Annotated in this window: 24 protein-coding genes; 12 read left to right on the top strand and 12 right to left on the bottom strand. The window is 35.8% G+C overall.

Annotated features, from left to right (window positions below; all coding sequences use genetic code 11):
• Window positions 1-59: 59 nt before the first annotated feature.
• Window positions 60-539 (bottom strand): Lrp/AsnC family transcriptional regulator, encoded by a 480-nt coding sequence (locus tag GFO_RS06965; RefSeq protein ID WP_011709371.1) that lies wholly within the window; start codon window positions 537-539, stop codon window positions 60-62.
• Window positions 540-617: 78 nt separating this feature from the next.
• Complete coding sequence (locus GFO_RS06960) at window positions 618-1,871, bottom strand: M14 family zinc carboxypeptidase (protein WP_011709370.1); 1,254 nt, start codon at window positions 1,869-1,871, stop codon at window positions 618-620.
• 187 nt (window positions 1,872-2,058) lie between these two features.
• Between GFO_RS06960 and GFO_RS06955 the strand changes: the two genes are divergently transcribed.
• Complete coding sequence (locus GFO_RS06955) at window positions 2,059-2,481, top strand: helix-turn-helix domain-containing protein (protein ID WP_011709369.1); 423 nt, start codon at window positions 2,059-2,061, stop codon at window positions 2,479-2,481.
• Window positions 2,482-2,512: 31 nt separating this feature from the next.
• Window positions 2,513-2,890 (top strand): hypothetical protein, encoded by a 378-nt coding sequence (locus GFO_RS06950; RefSeq protein ID WP_011709368.1) that lies wholly within the window; start codon window positions 2,513-2,515, stop codon window positions 2,888-2,890.
• On the opposite strand, the gene mscL is transcribed toward GFO_RS06950, so the two are convergent.
• The 5 genes from mscL to ychF all read right to left on the bottom strand — a co-directional run bounded on the left by mscL (window position 2,887) and on the right by ychF (window position 9,621).
• Window positions 2,887-3,333: a large conductance mechanosensitive channel protein MscL gene (mscL, locus tag GFO_RS06945; RefSeq protein WP_011709367.1), complete on the bottom strand. Its 447-nt coding sequence runs from the start codon at window positions 3,331-3,333 to the stop codon at window positions 2,887-2,889. The two genes, GFO_RS06950 and mscL, sit on opposite strands and share 4 nt — an antisense overlap.
• Window positions 3,333-5,975 (bottom strand): DNA gyrase/topoisomerase IV subunit A, encoded by a 2,643-nt coding sequence (locus GFO_RS06940; protein WP_011709366.1) that lies wholly within the window; start codon window positions 5,973-5,975, stop codon window positions 3,333-3,335. Before GFO_RS06940 ends, mscL begins: the two co-directional genes overlap by 1 nt.
• Window positions 5,975-6,466, bottom strand: coding sequence for a hypothetical protein (locus tag GFO_RS06935; protein WP_011709365.1), 492 nt, complete (start codon window positions 6,464-6,466; stop codon window positions 5,975-5,977). The genes GFO_RS06940 and GFO_RS06935 overlap by 1 nt, the downstream gene beginning before the upstream one ends.
• Window positions 6,463-8,325, bottom strand: coding sequence for a DNA topoisomerase IV subunit B (locus tag GFO_RS06930; protein ID WP_011709364.1), 1,863 nt, complete (start codon window positions 8,323-8,325; stop codon window positions 6,463-6,465). The genes GFO_RS06935 and GFO_RS06930 overlap by 4 nt, the downstream gene beginning before the upstream one ends.
• A 201-nt stretch (window positions 8,326-8,526) precedes the next feature.
• On the bottom strand, window positions 8,527-9,621 hold the full coding sequence (gene ychF / locus GFO_RS06925) for a redox-regulated ATPase YchF (RefSeq protein ID WP_011709363.1): 1,095 nt from the start codon (window positions 9,619-9,621) through the stop codon (window positions 8,527-8,529).
• A 239-nt stretch (window positions 9,622-9,860) separates the two neighbouring features.
• Here ychF and GFO_RS06920 point away from each other — a divergent pair, with 239 nt between their 5' ends.
• Window positions 9,861-12,530, top strand: coding sequence for a TonB-dependent receptor (locus GFO_RS06920; protein ID WP_011709362.1), 2,670 nt, complete (start codon window positions 9,861-9,863; stop codon window positions 12,528-12,530).
• Window positions 12,531-12,671: 141 nt separating this feature from the next.
• Here the strand turns inward: GFO_RS06920 and GFO_RS06915 are convergent, their stop codons facing one another.
• The 3 genes from GFO_RS06915 to GFO_RS06905 all read right to left on the bottom strand — a co-directional run bounded on the left by GFO_RS06915 (window position 12,672) and on the right by GFO_RS06905 (window position 15,383).
• Window positions 12,672-13,211 carry a GNAT family N-acetyltransferase gene (locus GFO_RS06915; RefSeq protein WP_011709361.1) on the bottom strand — a complete coding sequence of 180 codons (540 nt, stop codon included), beginning with the start codon at window positions 13,209-13,211 and terminating at the stop codon, window positions 12,672-12,674.
• 113 nt (window positions 13,212-13,324) lie between these two features.
• Window positions 13,325-14,521: a hypothetical protein gene (locus tag GFO_RS06910; RefSeq protein ID WP_011709360.1), complete on the bottom strand. Its 1,197-nt coding sequence runs from the start codon at window positions 14,519-14,521 to the stop codon at window positions 13,325-13,327.
• 121 nt (window positions 14,522-14,642) lie between these two features.
• The gene (locus GFO_RS06905) at window positions 14,643-15,383 is read right to left on the bottom strand and encodes a class I SAM-dependent methyltransferase (RefSeq protein ID WP_011709359.1); all 741 of its coding nucleotides are present in this window, start codon (window positions 15,381-15,383) and stop codon (window positions 14,643-14,645) included.
• Window positions 15,384-15,577: 194 nt separating this feature from the next.
• Here GFO_RS06905 and GFO_RS06900 point away from each other — a divergent pair, with 194 nt between their 5' ends.
• Window positions 15,578-16,858 (top strand): carboxypeptidase-like regulatory domain-containing protein, encoded by a 1,281-nt coding sequence (locus GFO_RS06900; protein WP_011709358.1) that lies wholly within the window; start codon window positions 15,578-15,580, stop codon window positions 16,856-16,858.
• A gap of 69 nt (window positions 16,859-16,927) precedes the next feature.
• Here GFO_RS06900 and GFO_RS06895 read toward each other — a convergent pair whose 3' ends face one another.
• The gene (locus GFO_RS06895) at window positions 16,928-17,281 is read right to left on the bottom strand and encodes a 4Fe-4S dicluster domain-containing protein (RefSeq protein WP_011709357.1); all 354 of its coding nucleotides are present in this window, start codon (window positions 17,279-17,281) and stop codon (window positions 16,928-16,930) included.
• A gap of 141 nt (window positions 17,282-17,422) precedes the next feature.
• On the opposite strand from GFO_RS06895, the gene GFO_RS06890 reads away from it, so the two are divergent.
• From GFO_RS06890 to GFO_RS06855, 8 genes are all read left to right on the top strand, one after another.
• Window positions 17,423-18,481, top strand: coding sequence for an acyl-CoA reductase (locus GFO_RS06890; RefSeq protein ID WP_011709356.1), 1,059 nt, complete (start codon window positions 17,423-17,425; stop codon window positions 18,479-18,481).
• A gap of 69 nt (window positions 18,482-18,550) precedes the next feature.
• On the top strand, window positions 18,551-19,615 hold the full coding sequence (gene serC / locus GFO_RS06885; protein WP_011709355.1) for a 3-phosphoserine/phosphohydroxythreonine transaminase: 1,065 nt from the start codon (window positions 18,551-18,553) through the stop codon (window positions 19,613-19,615).
• Between the two features lie 24 nt (window positions 19,616-19,639).
• Window positions 19,640-20,608, top strand: coding sequence for a D-2-hydroxyacid dehydrogenase (locus GFO_RS06880; RefSeq protein WP_011709354.1), 969 nt, complete (start codon window positions 19,640-19,642; stop codon window positions 20,606-20,608).
• 63 nt (window positions 20,609-20,671) lie between these two features.
• On the top strand, window positions 20,672-21,295 hold the full coding sequence (locus GFO_RS06875) for a DUF937 domain-containing protein (RefSeq protein ID WP_011709353.1): 624 nt from the start codon (window positions 20,672-20,674) through the stop codon (window positions 21,293-21,295).
• A gap of 38 nt (window positions 21,296-21,333) precedes the next feature.
• A complete protein-coding gene (locus GFO_RS06870; protein WP_011709352.1) occupies window positions 21,334-21,759 on the top strand; it encodes a DUF6146 family protein in 426 nt (141 codons plus the stop codon).
• Window positions 21,760-21,788: 29 nt separating this feature from the next.
• Window positions 21,789-22,094, top strand: coding sequence for a DUF6787 family protein (locus GFO_RS06865; protein WP_011709351.1), 306 nt, complete (start codon window positions 21,789-21,791; stop codon window positions 22,092-22,094).
• Entirely contained in the window at window positions 22,095-22,412 is a 318-nt protein-coding gene (locus tag GFO_RS06860; RefSeq protein WP_011709350.1) for a hypothetical protein, read from the top strand. It begins immediately after the preceding gene.
• Window positions 22,413-22,456: 44 nt separating this feature from the next.
• On the top strand, window positions 22,457-24,715 hold the full coding sequence (locus tag GFO_RS06855; RefSeq protein ID WP_011709349.1) for a TonB-dependent receptor: 2,259 nt from the start codon (window positions 22,457-22,459) through the stop codon (window positions 24,713-24,715).
• Between the two features lie 57 nt (window positions 24,716-24,772).
• On the opposite strand, the gene GFO_RS06850 is transcribed toward GFO_RS06855, so the two are convergent.
• The gene (locus GFO_RS06850; RefSeq protein WP_011709348.1) at window positions 24,773-25,075 is read right to left on the bottom strand and encodes a hypothetical protein; all 303 of its coding nucleotides are present in this window, start codon (window positions 25,073-25,075) and stop codon (window positions 24,773-24,775) included.
• Between the last annotated feature and the right edge of the window lie 30 nt (window positions 25,076-25,105).

The following is a 25,105-nucleotide window of genomic DNA, read 5'->3' as shown; positions in this document are numbered from 1 at the left end:
TAAAAAAAACCCCTTAAACAATGCAGTCTAAAGGGTCTTGAAATAAGTTTTTAGACTGCTTACATTTCTTTAAAAATCGAATGCATCAATCTTTTTTTATCGTTAATACTTTCCTCAAGAGAGATCATAGTTTCTGTTCTATAAACGCCCTCAATATCATCTAATAAAAAGATAATTTCTTTCGCATGTTGCGTATTTTTCGCACGAATTTTACAGAAAACATTAAATTTTCCGGTTGTAACGTGAGCTACGGTTACAAACGGAATTTCATTTATTCTCTCCAGCACAAATTTCGTTTGGGAAGTATTTTTAAGAAATACACCAACATAAGCAATAAAAGCATATCCAAGTTTCTTATAATCAAGAGTTAAAGAGGATCCAATGATAATCCCCGCCTCTTCCATTTTCTTTACTCTTACATGAACTGTTCCTGCAGAAATAAGAAGTTTCTTAGCAATATCGGTAAATGGAGTCCGTGTATTCTCGATAAGCATATCAAGAATCTGGTGGTCTGTTTCGTCTAATTTAAACTTAGCCATTTTAAAGTTCTTTTTTTAATGAACTTCAAAATTAATACAAAATCATTGAATTATTGACAAGTAATTGGACAAATACCCTTATTTAACCTCCAATTCTTCATTATTTATGACAATTTTATTAACTATAACGTTTTCGATGATTTCTGAGTTATCTAGAAGTTTTGTTTCATTTTTCTCAGCATCAATCTCTTTATGCCCATAATTTGAAATTTGAGTAGCTACTTTGCTAATAATTGGTAGAAAATTGATCTTATTATTTTTCAGGACTTCTTTAAACTGAATACTTATATCTTTCACTTCGCCATTTATTAAAGCTCGTCTTATAATGATATCGCTAAAAAGCTTTTCGTTCTCCGGAATCTGAAAATATTCTTCATAATCAGAATATTCTAACTTACCCTTGGAAATTTGATGCAAACAGGAAATTATAGCTCTATAAATATGCTTCCTGGTCTCTTCCCTCTCATAATCGTCCGGAAAATGACCAGCTTCAAATAATACTGTAGGAGTTGAAAGATTTTGAAAGGTATCGCCGGCACAATTAATATTAAAGCCATCATCATATCTTCCTATTGCACCTGGCAAATACTCATTAAGATCTGCAGTCATCCCAGCAATCAAGCTCATACTTCGCTTTCTATACTTATCAATAGTTCGTTCCTCATCTTTAGAGGGTGTAAGAAAGGACAAAGTTGCCGGTCTGGAGTTATTCCCTGCACTAAAAATAGTACGCTGATCGTGTAGATTCAAGCAGAAATCAGGTTTAAACTCATTATAGATGTCTTTGAGCAACCTACTCTCCGGCTGACTAAGATCCTGAAGGTCTCTATTTAAATCTATCAGTTTTGCATTTACCCGGGTGTAAGCTTCAGCTCCATCAGGATTAAGAATAGGAATAATACAAAGACTACAGTTCTCAAGTATATTTGAAATTACTTCATCTTCTGAATTCAGTTTAAAAGAATTTAAAAGATCAAATACAGCCTTTGTGGTAGTTGACTCATTCCCGTGCATCTGAGACCAGGCTAAAATTTTGATTTTTCCAGATCCTATTTTAAAGCTATATATCGATTTGCCCTGAACAGATTTTCCCGACTCATGAATTTTGAAATTATTTTTAAATCTTTTTCTAACAATTTCAAGACTTGAATTGGTAACGTACCTGCCCGCAATTTCACTAAACTTAATACTGTAATAAGACTCTTCCTTGAATAGATTTCTTAGCATTTCATTCTTCATGTTTACAAATCTAAACAATGTATATTTTACATATGTAAACACCCTAATTAAACGGTATCGTATACATATGTAAACAAGTGTATATGATTCCATATACAATGCTTTGGAAAATATCCTAGAATTATATATTTTATATCTAAATAATTTATTTTTAGTTATTTAAGCCAATTTATCTAAACTAAATATTCATATTGTATTCAATTGTTTACATATGTAACATTGTAGTTTTGCAAATATTATTTACATTTGTAAATGAACAGTTCACATTATTCCTGTTACAATGGTAAACACTGAAAAATTCTCTTCAAGGCTAAATAAAATCCTGGAATACTATGATATTTCAGCCGCATCTTTCGCTGATAAAATTGAAGTTGGGCGCTCCTCTATTTCGCATATTCTATCAGGCAGAAATAAACCAAGTCTCGATTTTGTGATGAAGGTGGTAAAGAATTTTCCTGAAGTTGAATTGTATTGGTTACTGAATGGAAAAGGAAAATTCCCTTCTACTCCAGAATCTAAATCCAAAACTCAATCAGAAAATAGAGAGCAGGAAAAAACTAGCTCTGTTCCTACCAGGGAAAATCAAATTTCAGAAACCATAAAAGAGGTACCTACTTCTTTTCCTCCCAATAGGTCTGGAAAGCAAATTCAGAAAATCGTGATTTTTTATACAGATGGTAGTTTTGAGGCCTTCGAAAATTGATAATCCCGTTTAATTTGAATTATTTTGCAGTATGAAAAGAATTCTGCCTCTTTTAGCTGTATTACTATTAAGCTCCTGTTATAACGCCCAGAGAAAATGTGAAGATTTTCGTACCGGTACTTTTGAGTTTGAAACCTATATAAATGGGGAATTACAGACTTCTCGCTTTATAAGAAATGATAGTATAGAAATTGAGAAATATCAGGGAAAAACGGATACTTCTTCTGTTAGATGGGTAAATGACTGTGAGTATATACTAAAAAATACAAATCCGCAGGGAATGGCTGAGGAGAAACCAATCCATATTAAAATACTTACTACTACAAAAAATGGCTATAAATTTGAATACGGCCAGGTAGGTGATCCTAAAAAAGCCCGGGGAGAAGTACGCAAAGTTTCAGATAACTAATTTTGTCTTTCACGTAGCAGCTTATTCTGCTCTTCCATTTTATCGTTCAAACTGGAAAGTAATTCTATATCTTTGGGTGTAACAACCTCCGTGTTCTTTGGATCCTGAGCCTTATTCCTAAACCGGTTCATAAATTTAACTACCAGGAACACCACAAAACCAATGACTATAAAATCTATAAGCGTTTCTATAAGCAGTCCATATCCAATAGAAATTTCTTCAATATAGTTTACGTCACCTTCTGCCCCAATACCATCGCGTAAAACGAATTTTCTATTGGCATAACTAATACCATCGGTCAACATGCTTAAGGGCGGCATAATGATCTGTTTTACCAGAACATCTACAACTTTATTGAAGGCTGTACCAATAATGATACCTACCGCCATGTCTATCATGTTGCCTTTTACAGCAAATTCTTTGAACTCTTTAAATATTCCCATTATTCGTCAAATAAGGAAGGTTGATCGTCTGTATTTGATTTTTTATCAGGAGTTTTGATCATTCCGGTTTTAATATCTTCTCCGGAAATCTCTTGGTTTGAATCTTCCTGGCTATCCTTTTCAGCTTCTTTTTCTTCCTGTTCATATGGCATTGGATCCAGAAGATTTATCTGGTTAACTTTTTCAGAAGTTAGCTGGTTTCCCAATGCCTTAATTCCTTTGATAGAAATAAATTCTTCCAGATTTACATCTTCATTCTCCCGGCGTTCTCTTCCTTTAGATTTGGTATAAACAATTTCGGCAATAGGATAATAATCTGTAGAAACAAGTTCTAAAAATGAGTCTTCGTGATCTGAAATAAATTTTTCTTCCTTGTCCGGATGCTCTATAATAAAGCGTTTTACATAGAAGCGTTCTTTTTCGGGCTCCCAGTAAATCGCGGAAACAGGCTTATCTTTTACCCATTTTTCCAATACGATGATCTCTTCATCAAACCTGGTAGTCAATTCTGGCTTGATCGTTTTTACAATTCCGTCCTGAGTAATAATAAGCAACCTATCTTCTCCTCTAAATTCACCCAGCAATTCACCACGCTCATCAACATTCAGTCTTTTTACCGTTTCATCAAACCAGATTCGTCGGGGTTTTAAAGTAGAAACTCCCTCCTCTTTCATTTCAATTCTTTTTACGGAATATTTAGAAACGATATTACCTTTTACTTTCCGACCTTTAATAAGAATATCGGCAAAATCGAGATCAAATTTTACTTTTCTTATACTGCCTACCTGACGTAATAGAACGGTAATTACTTCTGCCTCTCCATTTGGATTTGCAGAAAAATATAGAACTTTGGAATCTTTTTTACCCTGACCAAGACTATATTCGCGATCTCTTGTTACCGAAGTTACTGAAAAACGTTTCACATAGGTGTTCCCGGCTTTCCCATCACGATATACCATATTATAAATGGTTCGCTTGTCTTTTTTCTTAAAGATCGCGACATGAATAATATCCTTCCCTATAAAAGTTTTGGTATCCACCTTTGTTACCATCATTTTACCATCTGCGGTAAAACATATTACATCGTCAATATCTGAACATTCGGTTACATACTCATCCTTTTTTAGAGAAGTACCTACAAAACCTTCTGCCCTGTTCACATAGAGTTTCGTGTTTCTAATTACAACCTTGGTTGCTTCGATATCTTCAAAAAGCCTTAGTTCCGTTTTTCTTTCTTTTCCGGTACCATAGTCCTTTTTAAGTTTCTTAAAATAGTCTATCGCAAAATCAATAAGATTATCCAGGTGATGCTTTACCTGGGCAATATCAGCTTCTAAAGCGTCGATTTTTTGCTGCGCTTTATCTATATCGAATTTTGAAATTCTTTTAATTCGAATTTCCGTTAACCGAACAATATCTTCTTCGGTTACCGCTCTTTTTAGATGTTTTGTATGTGGTTTTAATCCCTTATCTATCGCCTGAATAACGCCTTGCCAGGTTTCTTCCTCTTCAATATCACGATAAATACGATTTTCGATAAAAATCCTTTCCAAAGATGCAAAATGCCATTGCTCTTCAAGTTCATCCAGCTTAATCTCTAATTCACGTTTAAGCAAATGTAACGTGTGATCTGTAGATCTTCTTAAAACCTCTGAGACTCCCAGGAATATTGGTTTGTGGTCTATAATTACACAACCTAAAGGCGCCAATGAATTCTCACACTGGGTAAAGGCATATAAAGCATCTATAGTCCTATCTGGAGACATATTATTTGGAAGATGAATAAGAATTTCAACTTCAGCTGCGGTATTATCTTCGATCTTCTTGATCTTGATCTTACCCTTATCGTTCGCCTTTAAAATAGAATCGATAAGGCTTGAAGTATTGGTTCCATAAGGAATCTCATTAATCACCAGCGTATTTTTATCTAACTGGTTGATCTTAGCCCTTATCCTTACTCTACCTCCACGCTTACCATCACTATAATTAGAAACATCTGCGATTCCTCCTGTTGGAAAATCGGGAAATATTTTAAAAGTTTTTCCTTTTAAATGTAGAATGGAAGCATCTATAAGTTCATTGAAATTATGCGGTAAAAACCTTGTGCTTAAACCAACTGCAATACCTTCAGCTCCCTGCGCCAATAGCATTGGAAACTTTACCGGAAGGTTTACCGGTTCCTGCTTTCTCCCATCATAAGAAAGTTGCCATTCGGTTAATTTTGGACTGTAAAGAACTTCAAGAGCGAATTTAGAAAGCCTGGCCTCAATATAACGCGGAGCCGCTGCACGGTCACCGGTTAAAATATTTCCCCAGTTTCCCTGAGTATCTATAAGGATATCTTTTTGACCAATTTGAACCATGGCATCACCAATACTCGCATCACCATGGGGGTGATACTGCATCGTGTGTCCAACAATATTAGCAACCTTATTGTAACGGCCGTCATCAAGATCTTTCATAGAGTGCATGATACGGCGCTGTACAGGTTTAAATCCGTCTTCTATTGCAGGTACCGCCCGTTCCAGGATCACGTATGAAGCATAATCCAGGAACCAGTCTTTATACATGCCGGTAACCTTTATAAGTTCTTCTTTACTCTCAAACTGCTCGTCCTGAGCTCCTTCTTGGTTTTCTTCCATTAGGCAGTAACTTTAGGAGTGGTTTCTAATACCTTGTTTAAGGAATCTACCATTCCCCTTTTCTTTTTTCGGGTTAAAAATGTAGTATTAAATGTATATTTTCTATATCCTTTCTTTCTTCTAGACCTTATATAAATAGTCAAAGCAGAATAGATTCCGAAGTCTACAAACTTAAATTTTCCAAGTTTTCGTTTCGGGAATTCAGCCTTCTTTACGCGATATTCCATGAATTTTGAAAGAAAGACTCCGTTATTCTTAAAATTTAGTGTTTCTCCGTCACTATCAAAATCAAAGGCCTGACCAATTCTATGAACATATAAACCAAGCAATAAAGTAACGATATTAGGAATAAAATGACTGAAGCTTATCTCCTGCTCTGTATCTGAAGCCATTATTTCAATATTCACAAATATATTAGTCACGAATACCGCAACCAGCACGATATAGATGGACGGTATTATCTTAACCTCATTTTTATTGGTAAACCTCATAATTTTAGATCTTCAACAAGGTCAAGTTCAAATTTGAGATTATCAATAATAAACTCCTGTCGATCTGGGGTGTTTTTGCCCATATAGAAACTCAACATCTCTTCAATAGATTTGTCTTTATCCAGCATCACAGGATCTAGACGAATATTATCTCCTATAAAATGAACAAATTCATCAGGCGAAATCTCCCCTAAACCTTTAAAACGTGTGATCTCAGGTTTCCCGGAAAGTTTTTCCATAGCCTGCCTACGCTCCATTTCACTATAGCAATAGATCGTTTCTTTTTTATTACGCACTCTGAATAGTGGCGTTTGCAGAATATATAAATGATTTTCCTTGATCAATTCTGGAAAGAATTGAAGGAAAAAAGTGATCAATAATAACCGGATATGCATTCCATCCACATCAGCATCTGTCGCAATCACAATATTATGATACCTAAGATCTTCCAGGGATTCCTCTATATTCAAAGCTGCCTGAAGCAAGTTGAATTCTTCATTTTCATAAACGATCTTTTTGGAAAGACCATAACTATTAAGAGGCTTTCCTTTTAAGCTGAAAACAGCCTGGGTTACCACGTCTCTACTTTTGGTGATAGATCCACTTGCAGAATCTCCCTCGGTAATAAACAAAGTGGTTTCAAGGCAACGTTCGTGTTTACTATCTCCAAGATGCACCCTGCAATCTCTTAATTTCTTGTTGTGAAGACTGGCCTTTTTAGCCCTGTCTTTAGCGAGCTTTCTAATTCCGGAAAGATCTTTTCGTTCTCTCTCTGCCTGAAGTATTTTTCGCTGAAGACTTTCAGCAGTTTCAGAATTTTTATGCAGGTAGTTATCTAGATTTCTTTTTACAAAATCGTTAATATGAGTTCTTACCGTTGGCAATTTTCCACCCATATCTGTAGAGCCCAATTTAGTCTTTGTCTGACTTTCAAAAACCGGTTCCATTACCTTAATACTTATGGCCGCCACAATGGATTTTCTTATATCACTGGCTTCATAATTCTTTCCATAATACTCCCGAATGGTTTTTACTACAGATTCTCTGAAGGCAGCCAAGTGTGTCCCACCCTGCGAAGTATTTTGTCCGTTTACAAATGAATGATATTCTTCACTATACTGCGATCTACTATGTGTAATCGCAACTTCAATATCTTCACCTTTCAAATGGAGTATTGGATATAGCATATCATCCTCATGGATACTATCTCCTAAAAGATCTTTTAATCCGTTTTCAGAATAAAATTTTTCTCCGTTGAAAACTATGGTCAATCCCGGGTTGAGATACACATAGTTTTTAAGCATTTTCTCTATATATTCATTTCTGAATTTATATTTTTTGAAAATGACCTCATCTGGAATAAAAGTGATCTTGGTTCCTCTTCTACGCGAAGTTTCATCAAGATGTTCTTCTTCCATAAGATTTCCCTGCTCGAATTCTGCTGCGTGACTTTTAGTGTCCCGGGAAGATTCTACACGAAAATAAGAGGAAAGTGCATTTACTGCTTTTGTACCAACCCCGTTTAAACCTACAGATTTTTTAAAGGCGCGTGTATCGTACTTACCACCGGTATTCATCTTTGAAACTACATCAACAACCTTCCCCAAAGGAATCCCTCTACCAAAATCACGAACGATTACCCGTTGATTCTGCACAGAAATCTCAATGGTTTTTCCTGCGCCCATCACGAACTCATCAATACTATTATCTATAACTTCTTTTAATAGTATATATATCCCATCATCCTGACTGGATCCATCTCCCAGTTTCCCGATATACATCCCGGGACGCATGCGAATATGTTCTTTCCAGTCTAACGACCGAATATTATCTTCGGTATATTTAGTATTCTCGCTCATAGGTAGTAATGGAGTTACGGCCTAAATATAAGGCAATAGCTAAAAAACTGAAATAGTTCCGCGCTAAAGTAATTAACAAAGATTTAGAAGAAATGTTAATTAGATTTGAGATGTTAGATTTTAGAAGTGAGAGTACTTAGGAAAGAATTTCATCATTTTACAGATTTTTTCTAAAATCTCATATCTCATTTCTGAATTCTCTTACACGTTGAAGCGGAAATGCATCACATCGCCATCTTTAACGATATACTCTTTTCCTTCAACTCTCATTTTACCGGCTTCCTTTACTTTTGCCTCGCTACCAAAACTCACATAGTCATCATAGCCAATTACCTCAGCTCTAATAAAACCTTTTTCAAAATCGGTATGAATTACGCCGGCTGCCTGAGGAGCAGAAGAACCAACTGGGATAGTCCAGGCTCTAACCTCTTTTACGCCTGCAGTAAAATATGTTTGAAGATCCAGAAGTTCATAGGCTCCACGAATTAGTTTTGCAGACCCCGGTTCCTCTAAACCAATATCCTGAAGAAATAGTTGTCTTTCTTCAAAATCATCTAATTCGGTAATATCAGCTTCAGTTCCAACCGCAAGTACTAAAACTTCTGCATTTTCATCTTTCACAGCTTCCCTTACTTTATCAACATGAGCATTGCCATTTACCGCGGCTCCTTCATCTACATTGCAAACGTACATTACCGGTTTATCGGTAATAAATTGTAATGGTGCTATAAATTCCTTTCTTTCATCATCTGCAAGATCGATAGCACGAACAGATTTTCCGGCTTCCAGGCCTTGTTTTACTTTTAACAAAGCAGCTTCTTCTTTCTGCGCTTCCTTATTACCTGTTTTAGCGGCTCTCTTAACTTTTTCAAGTTTCTTTTCAGCAGTTTCAAGATCTTTTAGCTGAAGCTCCATGTCTATGGTTTCTTTATCTCTTATAGGATCTATAGAACCATCTACATGAACAATATTATCATCTTCAAAACATCTAAGAACATGAAGAATCGCATCTGTTTCTCTAATATTTCCTAGAAACTGATTTCCTAAACCTTCCCCTTTACTGGCTCCTTTTACCAATCCCGCAATATCAACGATCTCTACGGTTGCTGGCATCACCCTTTCCGGATTTACCAGTTCTTCAAGTTTTAGCAATCTTTGATCTGGAACGTTTACCACACCTATATTGGGTTCAATCGTACAGAAAGGAAAATTTGCACTTTGCGCCTTGGCATTACTTAAACAATTAAAGAGTGTCGATTTTCCAACGTTAGGGAGTCCTACAATTCCAGCTTTCATATAAAATAATTTAGATGCTTTGTTTTTGCGGCTGCAAAGATAGGTATTATCTAAGAGTATTACACATATACTTGTCGTCTTTAAATTAAACACTCTTTAGTCAAGTATTTACTGATTCTGCTGTTCTATTGGATTTGTAGAATGTTTAAAACATCTTAATAAATGAATTTAACAACAACCTCAACTAAAGTCTATTTTAACTAAATTACCGTTAGTTTTTAACTAAAAAATTAAATAATATGAATAAAATTTTACTTTTTATCGCATTGTTGATGGTGCCAATTACTATGATGACTCAGGAAGTCAAAGGAATTGTAACCGATAACGCAGGAACTCCCCTCCCCGGAGTAAATGTTTATGAAAAAGGAACTGAAAAAGGAACTTCAACAGATTTTGATGGCCGCTACACTATTGAAGTTGCCGGAGAAGCGACACTTGTTTTTAGTTTTGTTGGGTTTGAAGAACAGGAAGTAGCCGTGAATGGCCGTTCCCAGGTAGATGTGACCCTTGCAGACGGAGTGTCCTTAGGTGAGGTACAATTAGTAGGATCCAGAAGTCCCAGGCGTACCGCTACAGATACGCCGGTGGCGGTGGATGTAATCGACGTGAGCGAAGTAAATACTCAGACAGGTAAAATTGAAGTAAATGAATTATTGCAATATGCCGCGCCTTCGTTTAATGCCAATAAGCAATCTGGATCAGATGGCGCAGACCATATAGATCCCGCTTCCCTAAGAGGATTAGGCCCGGATCAAACACTGGTACTCGTTAACGGAAAGAGAAGACATCAATCCTCCCTTATCAATGTTTTTGGAACACGCGGAAGAGGAAATACCGGTACAGATCTTAACGCAATCCCCGCTGCTTCCATTAAAAGAATTGAAATTCTTAGAGATGGAGCTTCAGCCCAATATGGGTCTGATGCGATTGCAGGTGTAATCAATATCGTCCTTAAAGATGCTGTAGAAAAGTTTAGCGGAAGTGTAAATTATGGATTTTATAGTACAAATGCTGATGGAGATTTTCCTGATGGCACTCCAAATACCGACGGCAATAGATTAGATACCGATAGGGATGGAAATGCTATTGGGGATGATCAAAATTTTGATGGAGGCTCAGTAAAAGTAGCAGCTAATTATGGGTTTGAAATTGCCGATGAAGGTTATGCTAATTTTACAATGGAGTATTTGAATAAAAATAAAACCTTAAGACCAGGCTTCGATTTTCGAAGAGGCTTTGGTGAAGCTTCCATAGAAGGTGTAAATTTTATGGGGAATTTAGCGATCCCAATTTCTGAAAACTCAGAGTTTTATGCGTTCGGAGGAAGAAATTATCGGGATACTGACGCTTTTGCTTTTACGAGGAACAATCCTACCGCCAGAAATGTCGTGGATATTTACCCGAATGGTTTTACTCCCAGGATTACCTCAATTATTACTGATAATTCTGTTGCGGCAGGTTTCAGAACAAAAACTGAAAGCGGATGGAATATTGATATAAGCAATACCTGGGGAAAAAACCTTTTCCACTATTATATTAAAGGTACACTCAATGCTTCCCTCGGCGAGAACTCTCCTACAGATTTTGATGCCGGTGGCCATAATTTGAGTCAGAATGTAATCAACCTGGATTTTTCCAAATATTACGAAGATATGCTCGAAGGTGTAAATTTTGCATTTGGAGCTGAATACAGAACGGAAAACTTTGAGATTTTTGCCGGAGAAGAAGGATCTTACGCGACCTACGATGAAGATGGTCGTCCTATTATTAATCCGGATATTCAGCAACAACCTATAGATCCAATGACGGGTGATCCAAGACCAGGAGGTTCCCAGGGATTCCCCGGTTATGGTCCGGCCAATGAGGTAGACCGAAGCAGATCTAATGTATCTCTATATGCCGATGCTGAATTTGAATTTACCGAAGCATTTTTACTGGCAGCTGCAGCAAGGTTTGAAAATTACAGTGATTTTGGAAGTACTATTAATGGTAAACTGGCAGCAAGATTAAAAGCTACAGACGATATTAATATTAGAGGTTCTGTAAGTACAGGTTTTAGAGCTCCATCTTTGGCTCAGATCTATTACAACCTAAAGTTTACCAACTTTGTTGGAGGTGATGCTTTAGAATCCCTGTTATCTCCTAATAATAGCCCGGTTACTGCCTCTTTTGGAATTGGAGCGTTACAGGAAGAAACTGCTTTAAACGCCTCACTAGGTTTTACGGCTAATTTTGGAAAATTCACTGCAACGGTAGATGGGTACTATATCAATGTTCAGGATCGTATTGTGCTGACCGGGAATTTTGACGCGCCACAAATAGATAATGTGGAAGCTGCTCAGTTCTTCGCTAATGGGGCTGATACTGAAACTGTAGGTTTGGATATTGTATTATCTAATGAGTTTGAGATTGGCGAAGGAAAGCTTACTACCAGCTTTATAGGTAACTTCAACAATATGGAGATTACCGAGGTGAAAAATGGCAATTTAAATGAACAAACCTTTTTTGGGGAACGGGATAAGTCTTTCTTGCTTGCCTCTGCACCAGATAGCAAATTAACCCTGAACCTCATTTATGATATAGAATGGTTTGATGCTGCCCTGGGACTTACAAGGTTTAGTGATGTGACCTTGCTCGATTTCCAGATGTTAGAACCCGTTGAGGATTATGGTAGTTTAGCTAATCAGGTAGACGCAGCTTCAGATGTATATGATTCTAAAATAGTAACCGATCTTAATCTCGGGTTTAAATTGAATGATGTCTTAAAGCTTAATGTAGGTAGCAATAATTTATTCAATGTATATCCAGATCAGCAGGATGACTGGACAGAAGCTGGAGGATATTGGGATGCTGTTCAAATGGGATTTGGTGGAGCTTACTATTATGCTAAACTGAATATCAGGCTTTAAATCAGTTTTATTTTGATATTTAGGAAGCTGTCCTAAAAGTATATTTTTCGTCAAACTGAAATTATTTACAAATGACGAGTCTTAAACTTTTGAGACAGCTTTTTTTATGCGCTAATTTTACGCTTTGTTTAATCTTGAATTCTAGCCTTGAACCATTGCCGGCCGATCTACCTCAAAAATTATAATTTCTAGGTTATCTTTATCTATCCTGCCCTCTTTAAGTCGGAATTTATTCCTCCTTAAGAGTTTTATGGAGTTATCATTTTTGCTATGTGTAAAAGCTTCGACCTTTTTAAGGCCTAAGTGACTGAAACCAAAGCTCAACACTACTTTCATACTTTCATCCATGATTCCGTTATTCTGAAAATCAGGGTCTAAATCATAACCTATTTCAGCAGTTTTTCTATCTTCAGAAAAATTCCAAAGACAAATAGAACCAATCATTCTTTGCTCATTTTCCAATGAAATACACCAATAAAGTATTTGATTGCTTTTAAATTTTAAATTGATATTTTCAATAAACTGAATTGCTTTCTCTTTCGTATCTGCATTGGGACGCTGTACAAAATGGTTTACGGTTTTATCTGAACGTAAGAATGAGACGCATTCCCAATCAGACTCCTCTAACTTTCTTAAACATAACCTTGATGTTGTTAATTGAGGAAATTCTTTAAAATTCATTTTGTAATTCTTGTTGCATACTTGCAAGACTCTTATTTATCAAGGTTTTTCAATAATATTAAGTCACAATACCGAAGCTTTCAGTATCTAGAAACAAAACAATATTATTAAATTTACTCCACTATATACATCTCATTAGACGCCTTTATATATTCCTGCGGATTAAAAGTAGATTCAAAACTATTTCTTACCAAATCCAATTTAAGTTTCAGATTCCTCATTTCATCCTTTAAAAATGGATCATTTTGATATTTCTGAATTAATTTTTCATACTTATCCAAATTCTCAAGTATTCTAAACGTGAGCATCCCAAACCTGATCTTTAGGTTTTGCACTGAAAGCATCTGGTCATGATACTCCTGCTTCCAGTTTTCAGGATTCTTTTTACGCTCCTCCACGATTTTATTTTCAGCTATTTTTGAAATATCTAAAATATACTGTGTACGCTTTTTAGCATCGGTCTCATTTGTGAAATTTTCAGAAAAACTATTCTTTTTAATTTCAAGAATTTCGACCAAATTGTCCTCCATTGCTTCATTTTGAAGTTCCTTCAACTCATTCAAACTTTTATTGATCGCCTCCCATTCGGTTTCAATAAGGTCTTTATCATGAGTGAATTGTGAAATAGAGGTGGTTAACTTCAACATTTTCATGCTCTGCTCTCTAAGCTCCTTATCCCTTCGATTTAATGAACCAATAAACTGGCTTATTCCATCAATTAAACTACCAGCAAACATCCCGGTAAAGGGAGTCCCTTTTGCCAAATCTCCTGTAACGTTTAACATATGGTTTAATGCTTCTAAACGAGCATTATCCTCTTTTTCCTCGGCCATATAGTTTTTAAATTTCCCAAACCATTCCTGATAGCCTTCATAGTTCATAGGGTTTCCCACGGCGTCCAACGTCGTATAAAATTCACGGGAAGTATTAAATAGATTGAGGGGCTTTATTTCCCGCTCCATCGAAGCAAGATTTAAAACCGCAGAGCTATAATTATATTTATACACGCTAATGGTGTTCTTATCTATCTCCTCCTGTCTCTCTTCTAGATATCTCACTCTTTCCAGAAGTTTCTCCACTTTTTCTGAAGCGGAATTCGTATTCTTAATACTTTCATCCAGATTTGTGATCTTAGAATCTATCTCTTTAATGCGAAATTCCAGATTCTGACTTAAAAGCGAACGTTCGCGATTTAACTCTTTTAGAACCTGCTCGGTTACCGAAGCACTTTGATTATCAGCATATATCTGGGCGTTAGCACCATTAATACTGAATAACACCATCGAAAAAACGAAGATTAACTTCTTCATACAATATTGGTTTTAGTCGTTGTATTTAACGTAAGCCCATTTTGCATATTTCATGCCATTGAATTATTTCTGTAAAATAGGTACTCAGCTAAAAATCAGGATGCCTGGAATTGTGGAATTATTAATCATAAACTTCAATTTTCCCCAATCTAAGCAAGATTGGAAATACAATCTTATTCTTTTTCCCAAAAGTATTACGAAGACGATCTTCAATTAATGAAACCGGATTCCTGTCATTCTTTTTTTCATAATGATTTACCGCAGACCAGGTTCTTAGATATCCCAATAAATGTTCTATATCCCATTCACAAACCCGGAAAAAAGGAGGAGCCTTGATATCTTTGAATGGAAAAGGAATTGTATGATAGTGTTCATCTAGATATTTGCGTTCAGGATCCCAGTATGCACCGATTGTATTATCATAAAAATCAGCGATAAGTTCATTTGTTGCTGGGTTACTAGTAAAAAGTCCATATCCCATTAAAACCACCAATCCGTCGGGTTTCAAACATCTTTTCACTTCAGAGTAGAACTTATCAAACTCAAACCAATGCGCTGCCTGAGCGCTGATAATAAGATCAAATTGTTCATTTTTAAAAGTTGTTTTTTCAGCGGGTTGAATTGAATATTTAATATTAGACTTCTTAACCGCATTCTTAATTTGATTCTCACTAATATCTGTAGCCGCTACATTAGTAAAAAAATCGGCAATTACTCCGGCAACCTGACCATTTCCTGTTCCGCAATCCCATGCATTATCAAAACCATTTATTTTCGATCTTATAAAATCATAAATTTCATCGGGGTAATCTGGCCTAAACTTCTTATAATCTGCTGATTTGGTAGAAAAATTATCTTTCAAAATTTAAAATAAATTAGAAAAAATGATCTTTAAAACTATAGAATCCCCATAATATAATGCTACATTTTCAATATTTAAAGGTTTTATCTGATAATACGCTATTCATTTATATCAAATATTAGTCGTTTCACATCATAACAAGTTTAGAATTCATTATATTGTATAAGTTTATTCTGAATTTAATTCTAATAATTATGAAAAATCCTGATAATATTTCCAGTAGCGGCATACATTCTATAGTTTTCATGCTCTGTACGCTCTTTATATCATTACAAAGTTTTGCTTTTCAGCCTTCAGAAATTGAATATGTTGAGTATAAAGGGGAAGTTGTAAACGCAAATAACGGAAGGGGTATTTCTTCTGCTTACCTCTCCCTCAATAATAGTAATATATCGACGATCACTAATGCCGACGGTAAATTCTCCCTTAAAGTACCGGAGGATCTTATAGAAGCAACTGTAACTATCTCTGTTCTTGGATTCCAAAGTAAAACACTGCCATTGGATTATTTTAAACCAGAAGAGACAGTAATTGAATTGGAAGAGACCGTAGAGGAACTTACAGAAGTTAGTCTCTATAAGGCAACCAATGCAAGCTTACTGGTTAAAGAAATGCTCGCAAAGAAAGATGACAATTACCTTTCAGATCAAAGTTTAATGACCTCATTTTACAGAGAGACGATTAAAAAGGGCTGGAATAATGTGAGTCTTTCAGAAGCCGTGGTTAAGATCTTCAAAAGTCCCTATAACTCTAACAAAAAGGATTTAGTATCATTATATAAAGCACGCAAAAGTACCGATTATGATAAATTAGATACACTTGCCCTGAAATTACGCGGAGGGCCATTTAATACATTATATCTGGATATGATGAAGTATACTGAATATGTGTTGAGACCTGAAATGATGAATAGCTATGATTTTAAATTTGATGATGCTACAAAGATCAATGATCGTTATACTTATGTAGTGGATTTTAGAGAAATGGATCAATCTGATCCATGGTATTTTGGAAAATTATTTATCGATGCGGAAACATCCACCCTTGTAAAAGCCGAATATAGCCTGAATGTTGATGACAGGGATGCAGCTGCTGCAATGTTCGTTAAAAAGAAACCCAACGGCTCAAAAGTATATCCAACCGAATTAAACTACCAGGTAGACTATGCTCAAAACAACGGAAAATGGCATTATGCGTATGGTAAAGCACAAATGGACTATGTTGTAAATTGGAAAAGAAAGATCTTTAATTCAAAATATAAGATCAACACTGAAATGGTGGTAACAGATTGGCAGGCCTATGCCGGAAATGACTGGAAAAAATCAGTTGACCTGATCAATCCAAATATTGTGATGGTAGATGATGTCTCCGGCTTCTATGATTCTGAATTCTGGGGAAGTAATAATATTATTGAACCTGAAAAATCCATTCAAAATGCAATTGATAAAATCAAACGCAAAATGAATGATGAATAAAAGGAAGTCATTAATCGAAAATAAAAAATCCCGTCTAAGCGGGATTTTTTATTTTATCTCCTAAACTTATTACTCATCATGATGCATAAAGCGCTGTTTAGCCAGTAACTCCTCTTCGCTCTCCACATGCTCGTCATCCGGTACACAACAATCTACCGGACATACCGCTGCACACTGTGGCTCTTCATGAAAACCCTGACACTCTGTACATTTATCTGGAACTATATAGTATAATTCATCACTAATAGGTTCCTGTGCTTCATTTGCATCGGCCTCTTTACCGCCGGGAAGTACTACATCTCCTTCAAGATCTGTTCCGTCGGCATACCTCCAGTCATCGGCTCCTTCATAAATTGCGGTATTAGGACATTCCGGCTCACAAGCCCCGCAGTTTATACATTCATCGGTTATAACAATTGCCATAGCTCTTCTTTTATTTGTAAATTTAAAAACTGAACGAAAAAAGACCGTTAGCTTTTTATAAATTTTATGGTTTTAAGCTACGGAAACTTTAATTTCGCTCCACAAATTTAACATAGGACACTCTCTTAACCAAATAAGACGATGACAATTGATGACCATAAATCACATCTAATCACTTTAGGTAAATTTCTGAAGCAATTTCAGGTCTCCAATTCAGCTCAGGACAAGGATCTCCCGGGGAATGATAAATTCTTTGCTGAAATGGATCAAAAAATAGATGCTGCAATTCATTACAATGGATGGTTTAATCGAGAAAATATCATCTTTTCCCTTCAGCAATGGGGTGAGGCGCTAACTCCCCGGAATTTAAAATTATGGCTGGGAGAATATGATCTTTCTCAAAGCGGAGAAAAAACCGTGGGTATCGTCATGGCTGGAAATATTCCATTAGTGGGCTTTCATGATTTTCTTTCTGTACTAGTTTCAGGTCATAAAGTTTTAGTGAAATTATCTGGCAATGACAAGCAATTGCTCCCGGTGATCGCTTCATACCTTATGATTTTGGATAGCAGGTATGAAAACCGAATTAAATTTACAGAAGATAAATTAGAGAATTTTGATGCGGTAATCGCCACCGGAAGTAATAATACTGCAAGGTATTTTGAATACTATTTCAAGAACAAACCAAGCATTATTAGGAAAAATAGAAATTCAGTCGCGGTTATTAACGGGAACGAAACAAAAGAGGAACTGGAAAAACTTGGCGAAGATATTTTTAGATATTATGGCCTTGGTTGCAGAAACGTTTCCAAGCTATTTGTACCGAAAGATTATGATTTTGACTCATTCTTTAAAGCTATGTACAAATGGAATCCTTTAATCAATCAGGATAAATATGCTAATAATTACGATTATAATAAAGCGGTTTATTTAATGAGCGAATTTAAATTGCTGGATAATGGATTTTTAATGCTGAAGGAAGACGAGAGTTTTGGTTCTCCTATATCAACGCTATTCTATGAAAAGTATAAAAATGAGGAAGCATTAAATAATATTTTAAAAGAAAACGAAGAGAAAATTCAGTGTGTCGTGAAGAACAATGCCGGTAAAGAAGAAGTTGGATTTGGACAAACTCAAAAACCGCAACTTTGGGATTATGCAGATAATATAGATACAATAGACTTTCTCTCTAAACTTTAATCTTATAGTTTCCATAACAGCTTGTCCATTCAATTTTTGGCATCTTTGCTATAATCAACAATAACACTTATGAAAAAGCATAATTTTAGCGCAGGCCCATGCATCTTACCACAAGAGGTGTTTAAGGAAGCTTCCCAGGCTATTTTAGATTTTAATAATTCAGGATTATCTATTTTAGAAATATCTCATCGTAGTGCAGACTTTGTTGCGGTAATGGAAGAAGCCCAAACTTTGTCGCTTGAGTTATTGGGCTTAAAAGATAAAGGATATAAGGCCCTGTTTCTTCAGGGAGGCGCCAGCACGCAATTTTTAATGGTTGCTTACAATCTTCTGAAAAAAAAAGCCGCTTACCTCAATACAGGTACATGGTCTTCAAAAGCTATCAAAGAAGCCAAGTTATTTGGGGATATTAAAGAAGTGGCTTCATCAAAAGATAAAAATTTCAATTATATTCCTAAGTCTTATTCTATACCTGATGATATTGATTACTTCCACTGTACAAGTAATAATACTATTTTTGGAACACAGATGAAAGAATTTCCTGCTACTTCACAACCGCTGATTTGCGATATGAGTAGTGATATTTTTTCAAGAGAGTTAGATTTCTCTAAATTCGATCTCATCTATGCCGGTGCACAAAAAAATATGGGTCCTGCTGGAACAACCCTGGTGATCATTAAAGAAGACATTCTGGGCAAAGTATCCCGCGAAATCCCTTCAATGATGAATTACGCTACTCATATTGGTAAAGACAGTATGTTTAATACACCCGCGGTTTATGCTGTGTATGTTTCAATGTTAACTTTAAGATGGATTAAATCTAAAGGGGGTATTAAGGCAATGGAAGAACTTAATAACAAAAAGGCAGATTTACTTTATAATGAAATAGACCGAAATCCATTGTTCAAAGGATTTGCGGCAAAAGAAGATCGGTCTCCCATGAATGCTACCTTTAACCTGGTAGATGATTCCCATAAAGAAACATTTGATAAAATGTGGAAAGATGCTGGTATTAATGGATTGAATGGCCACCGAAGTGTGGGCGGTTACAGAGCTTCCATGTATAACGCATTACCCCTGGAAAGTGTACAGGTCGTGATAGATCTAATGAAAGATCTGGAAAAGAAAATATAAAACTAATTATAGATCATTTTAAGAATGAAAGTATTAGCAAACGATGGTATTTCACAAAGTGGAGTAGAAACCCTTAAAAATGCCGGTTTTGAAGTTATTGTAAAAAAAGTAGCACAGGAGCAACTTAAGGATTATTTAAATGAAAATGCCATTAGTGTGCTGCTTGTAAGAAGTGCCACGAAAGTAAGAAAAGACATTATCGACAATTGTATCCACCTAAAAGTTATAGGTCGTGGTGGCGTAGGAATGGATAATATTGATGTTGAATATGCAAGAAGTAAAGGTGTTTCTGTAATCAATACCCCGGCTGCTTCTTCAAGCTCGGTTGCCGAACTGGTCTTTGCACATCTTTTTGGAGGAGTTCGAAAATTATATGATTCTAATCGAAATATGCCTCTTGAAGGAGATTCAAAATTTAAGGATCTTAAAAAGGCTTATGCCGGCGGAGTCGAACTTAGAGGGAAAACCCTTGGTATTGTAGGTTTTGGAAGGATTGGTCGTGAGGTTGCTAAAATTGCTCTTGGAATTGGGATGAAGGTGATAGCAAGTGACAAGAATGTAGGCGAATCTGAGATAACCCTTAAATTCTATGATGATCAAAGTATAAAAATACCTGTAAAAACTGAACCTGTTGAAACGCTCATTACGAAATCAGATTTTATTACCCTGCATGTTCCGGCTCAGGCTAAACCTGTTATTGGAGCCAGAGAGATCGCTAAAATGAAAGATGGCGTTGGAATCATCAATGCTGCCCGTGGTGGCGTTTTAGATGAGGAAGCTTTACTAGCTGCTATAGAATCTGGAAAGGTTTCCTTTGCGGCTTTAGATACTTATGAGAATGAACCTACACCCGCAATCAAGCTCTTAATGAACGAAAGTATTTCGTTGAGTCCGCATATAGGTGCTGCAACAAATGAAGCACAGGAAAGAATTGGAATTGAACTTGCAGAACAGATCATCTCGATATTAAAGAAAGAAAAAAAGAGTATGTAGAATGCTTAAAGGCCTATTCTTTTCGTAAATTCTATAGATTTTCTCATCTAAAAACACACTATCATGGCATCAATTCTTGATATTCTAAACACACCGGCTGGAGAAGCCCTTATTAACAAGGCAAGCAGCAAAACTTCAGAAGAAAAAGATAAAGTAACCTCTGCGCTTGGAATGGCGTTACCACTTCTTTTGGGAGCCATGAAAAACAATACAAAATCAAATGAAGGTGCTGTTAGTTTAGATAAGGCTTTGAGTAGTGATAAACATAATGGTTCTTTACTTGATCAATTAGAAAATCTGAATTCTGATGATCTTCATTCTGAAGGTGGTAAAATTGTAAATCATATTCTGGGTGATAAAGAAGAGAAGATTTCTTCAAGTCTTGGATCTGCATTAAATATGGATAAGAATAGCTTAAACGCTATCATTAAAATGGCTGCCCCTGTACTTCTAAGCCTTTTAGGTAGTCAAAAAAGAAAAGATAATGTAGACCAGGATGGATTAGGAGGCTTGCTGGGATCTGTTTTAGGTAATAGTTCAAAACACGATGCGTCATTTCTGGAAACTCTGCTGGACAGAGATGGTGATGGTAGTGTTATTGACGATATAGGAGGAATGATCCTGGGAGGTGGAAAATCTAATAAATCTGGTGGAAGTATCCTGGGAGGATTTACCGGAGGGAAATAACAGGTATAATTTTTGAACCTATCCTGATAAAATAAATTATGAAGAATTTTATATATATCGGCTTACTTGCGTTGTTTATATACAGTTGCGGCTCTTCAGGCGGGAAAAATTTCCCTTCAGATGTAGCGGGGGCTGAAAATGATACTGTAAGGATTGCCAACGACAGTCTTGAGTACGAGATTATTATTATTGAACCTGGATTTAATCTTTTTATAAATTCTTACGCCAAGCCAAGAGGATATCATTCTCAAAGTTACCTTGAGAATAAAAATCAGTTTCTGGTTTCAGAATATAATCAAAGAGTAGGTCAGCCATTGACATACAATCCAGATCTTTATATAAATCATATCAATTATGATCGTAATATAGATTATGGCTACGAAGTAAATTATTTACTCTATAATTACTTTGTTTTCTTCAGCAGGCATTACAATCAAAGATTTAGTGTCCCTACCAGGATTTGATTCTTTAGTCAATTCAGTATATTTGCAACATGAAAAAATTGAAAGATCGCTGGGGAATAGATTCCAATTGGCAGTTATTTATCATTTTTCTGGTATTCGCAATTACCGGGTCTTCTGCGGCTAAATTAGCCAGCCCTGTTTGTGAACTTGTGGGTATTACTCAGCAGAACAGTCATTGGAGCATCTATTGGACCTTCAGAATCTTACTGATATTTCCAATTTATCAGGTTCTTTTGGTTAGTTTTGGATGGATCTTTGGTCAGTTTGAATTTTTCTGGGCATTTGAAAAGAAAATGCTGAGCAGACTTGGACTGGCGAAAATTTTTAAATTTTAGGTGAAAATATTTAAAGACATATTTCTAATTGTTACAGCGGTACTTATTTTACTACCGTCTACAGTTAGTTTTTCACATATATTTACTTCTCATGATCATACACTTTGCGATAATTATGCTGAAAAGCATTACCATGCAAAGTCTATAGATTGCGATCTTCACAAATTTCATAAAAATCCTGCTTTAACTATAGAATTACCTACTTATACTCTGGTAATTGAAAGCCCAATACAGGAAGGAATATTTGACTACTATCAATTTTTAAATGAATATGAACCCCTACATTTTGATCTTCGGGGTCCTCCACATTTTGCTTAACAACTTCTTATAAAGCAAAATTAAAAATCATTTAAAATTTACCAATGCGAAATACATTGTTAATTACACTGCTATTGGCAGTGAACACTATTATTTATAGTCAAAATCAATTATCAGGCACCATTAAAAACACTGATTCTCAGGAATCAATTATCAGTGCAAACGTCTACCTGCCTCAGTTAGAGAAAGGCACTATAAGTGACTTCAATGGAGCGTTTACACTTAAAAATATTCCTGATGGCACTTATAAGTTAATCGTTTCTTCCGTAGGATTTGCAACATTAAACCTTGAAATAAGCGTTCCTTCAGAAGAGATAAATATTAAATTAAAACCATCTGCCATAGAGATGGAAGAAGTGATTGTTTCTACTCCTTTTCATCAACTTCAAAGCGAGAATGTGATGAAGGTAGAACGAAAAAGCATTTCTGAATTAAATAAGAAAGGTGCTGTAAATCTTTCTGACGGAATTACTCAGATCGCCGGAGTTGAAAGCCTTACTACCGGAGTAGGGATAGGAAAACCAGTTATACGTGGCTTAAGTTCTAACAGAGTTTTAGTTTATACTCAGGGAGTTCGGCTGGAAAATCAGCAGTATGGCGATGAACATGGCCTTGGAATAAGTTCAAAAGGAATTGGAAGTGTTGAAGTCATAAAAGGTCCAGCTTCTTTACTCTATGGAAGCGATGCCATTGGAGGTGTTCTTTATTTAAATCCTGAAAGCTACGCTAATTCCGGAAAGACCAATGCCGCCTTAGAAAGCGATTATTTTAGTAACACACTTGGATATCAAACCAGTTTAATGGCAAAAACCTCTGGAGAAAAATTAAAGTTTCTGGCCAGGGGAAGTTATGCAAGCCATAGTGATTACGAAGATGGAAATGAAACACGTGTTACCAATACAAGGTTCAATGAAAAAGATGTCAAGGCAGGAATAGGATTTCAGGATAAGAACTATAAAGCCGACTTACGATATAATTTCAACAGAAGCGAAATAGGAATACCAGAAGAAATTGGTGTCCAATCTAAAGATAAAGAACCGCTCCTACCCTTTCAAAAAATAGATAATCATGTGCTTAGTCTGGATAATCGCTTTTATTTTCAGAATTCCAGTCTGGATTTTAAATTAGGTTATCAATATAATAATAGAAAGGAATTCGAGGAACATCATCATGAAGAAGAGGAAACCGAAGAAGAACATTCTGAAGAAGAGGAAGAAGCTTCCGGAGAGCCAGCCTTGGAAATGCATTTGGAAACCATCAATTATAATTTAAAGTACAATCTTCCAAAATTTGGGAATTTTGAAACTATTGTTGGCGTTCAGGGAATGTACCAGACTAATACAAATTTTGGAGAAGAGATTTTAATTCCTGATGCTGAAACATTCGACTTCGGAATCTTTGCAACTACTCACTATCACCTTGAGAATTGGGATTTCCAGGGAGGATTAAGGTTTGACAACAGAACTCTTGAAAGTATAGCTTACCAGGCTGAAAATGACGACGTAGTTGAAGGAATAGACAGATCTTTTAATAGCTTCAATGCTGCTCTGGGTGCTAAATACCAGTTTGATCAAAAATTTATAGCAAGGCTTAATCTTGCCAGTGGTTTTCGTGCACCAAATCTTTCAGAGTTAACTTCAAATGGAGATCATAACGGAGCGAACAGGTATGAGATTGGAAATTCCGATCTAGAGAATGAGCAAAATTTTCAAGTAGATCTTGCCCTGGAATGGAGAAATAAGCATTTTGAAGCTTATATAAATGCATTTAACAATCATGTTAGCAATTATATCTTCATCAGTCCAACTGCTGAAATTATTGAAGAAGAGCCTGTTTTTAGATATGAGCAGGCAAATGCAAATCTATACGGTGGTGAAATAGGAATTCATATTCACCCCCACCCCTTAGATTGGTTGCACCTCGAAAGTAGTTTTGAAACAGTAACAGGTAAACTTAGTGAGGGTGGCTACTTACCTCTGATTCCGGCAAATTCTATAACTAACACCTTAAGAATAGAATTTGAAGGAAGTAATACATTCTCAGAAAAGTATAGCTTTATTAGATTGAAGAATGTATTTGATCAAAACAATCCCGGACAATTTGAAACGGAAACAAAAGGCTACGGTTTGTTAGGAGCCGGTTTAGGCGGAACCATTCAATTTAAAGAGTTCAGTTTAGAACTAAGTGCCAGTGGAAATAACTTATTAAATAAAAAGTACTTTTCCCATCTTTCTCGCTTAAAACCGGATGGTATATTCAACATTGGAAGAAATCTTATGCTTTCGGCCAGTTTCAGCATTTAAAATAAAAAGAGGCTGTCAATAATTTGACAGCCTCTTTTTTAACTAATTAAGCAAACACTAGTAACTTTCAACTTCAATAATCTGAACTTTTGAAGGTTCTTTTTTCCATACGTACGTATAAAGGTACATCAAAGTAAAAGTTGGAATAATATCTGTCCCCGGTAGAATCTCCTCAATAAAAACTAATACTGAAGCTAGTTTACCTTTTCTTCCCGGATACATTTCTCTCATCTTTTTTGCGGCATAAGGAGCCCAAATTAGATCTAAAAATGGACCTACCAACGGAATTGCTATGGTAGCCATACCGGCCAAATCGTAAGCAAGTCCTTTTATAAAGGTTTTATCTCTAAATAATTTCATTTTTTTTTGAATTTTCTTAGAATAAATCAA

Source organism: Christiangramia forsetii KT0803 (genome assembly GCF_000060345.1).
Taxonomy (GTDB): Bacteria; Bacteroidota; Bacteroidia; order Flavobacteriales; family Flavobacteriaceae; genus Christiangramia; species Christiangramia forsetii.
This window is presented reverse-complemented; position numbering and strand designations above follow the sequence as displayed.

What these genes read in the sequence shown, in the direction of transcription:
- GFO_RS06965 (WP_011709371.1), bottom strand. Translation starts at nt 539, where the DNA reads ATGGCTAAGTTTAAATTAGACGAAACAGACCACCAGATTCTTGATATG.
- GFO_RS06960 (WP_011709370.1), bottom strand. Translation starts at nt 1,871, where the DNA reads ATGGAATCATATACACTTGTTTACATATGTATACGATACCGTTTAATT.
- GFO_RS06955 (WP_011709369.1), top strand. Translation starts at nt 2,059, where the DNA reads ATGGTAAACACTGAAAAATTCTCTTCAAGGCTAAATAAAATCCTGGAA.
- GFO_RS06950 (WP_011709368.1), top strand. Translation starts at nt 2,513, where the DNA reads ATGAAAAGAATTCTGCCTCTTTTAGCTGTATTACTATTAAGCTCCTGT.
- mscL (WP_011709367.1), bottom strand. Translation starts at nt 3,333, where the DNA reads ATGGGAATATTTAAAGAGTTCAAAGAATTTGCTGTAAAAGGCAACATG.
- GFO_RS06940 (WP_011709366.1), bottom strand. Translation starts at nt 5,975, where the DNA reads ATGGAAGAAAACCAAGAAGGAGCTCAGGACGAGCAGTTTGAGAGTAAA.
- GFO_RS06935 (WP_011709365.1), bottom strand. Translation starts at nt 6,466, where the DNA reads ATGAGGTTTACCAATAAAAATGAGGTTAAGATAATACCGTCCATCTAT.
- GFO_RS06930 (WP_011709364.1), bottom strand. Translation starts at nt 8,325, where the DNA reads ATGAGCGAGAATACTAAATATACCGAAGATAATATTCGGTCGTTAGAC.
- ychF (WP_011709363.1), bottom strand. Translation starts at nt 9,621, where the DNA reads ATGAAAGCTGGAATTGTAGGACTCCCTAACGTTGGAAAATCGACACTC.
- GFO_RS06920 (WP_011709362.1), top strand. Translation starts at nt 9,861, where the DNA reads ATGAATAAAATTTTACTTTTTATCGCATTGTTGATGGTGCCAATTACT.
- GFO_RS06915 (WP_011709361.1), bottom strand. Translation starts at nt 13,211, where the DNA reads ATGAATTTTAAAGAATTTCCTCAATTAACAACATCAAGGTTATGTTTA.
- GFO_RS06910 (WP_011709360.1), bottom strand. Translation starts at nt 14,521, where the DNA reads ATGAAGAAGTTAATCTTCGTTTTTTCGATGGTGTTATTCAGTATTAAT.
- GFO_RS06900 (WP_011709358.1), top strand. Translation starts at nt 15,578, where the DNA reads ATGAAAAATCCTGATAATATTTCCAGTAGCGGCATACATTCTATAGTT.
- GFO_RS06895 (WP_011709357.1), bottom strand. Translation starts at nt 17,281, where the DNA reads ATGGCAATTGTTATAACCGATGAATGTATAAACTGCGGGGCTTGTGAG.
- GFO_RS06890 (WP_011709356.1), top strand. Translation starts at nt 17,423, where the DNA reads ATGACAATTGATGACCATAAATCACATCTAATCACTTTAGGTAAATTT.
- serC (WP_011709355.1), top strand. Translation starts at nt 18,551, where the DNA reads ATGAAAAAGCATAATTTTAGCGCAGGCCCATGCATCTTACCACAAGAG.
- GFO_RS06880 (WP_011709354.1), top strand. Translation starts at nt 19,640, where the DNA reads ATGAAAGTATTAGCAAACGATGGTATTTCACAAAGTGGAGTAGAAACC.
- GFO_RS06875 (WP_011709353.1), top strand. Translation starts at nt 20,672, where the DNA reads ATGGCATCAATTCTTGATATTCTAAACACACCGGCTGGAGAAGCCCTT.
- GFO_RS06870 (WP_011709352.1), top strand. Translation starts at nt 21,334, where the DNA reads ATGAAGAATTTTATATATATCGGCTTACTTGCGTTGTTTATATACAGT.
- GFO_RS06865 (WP_011709351.1), top strand. Translation starts at nt 21,789, where the DNA reads ATGAAAAAATTGAAAGATCGCTGGGGAATAGATTCCAATTGGCAGTTA.
- GFO_RS06855 (WP_011709349.1), top strand. Translation starts at nt 22,457, where the DNA reads ATGCGAAATACATTGTTAATTACACTGCTATTGGCAGTGAACACTATT.
- GFO_RS06850 (WP_011709348.1), bottom strand. Translation starts at nt 25,075, where the DNA reads ATGAAATTATTTAGAGATAAAACCTTTATAAAAGGACTTGCTTACGAT.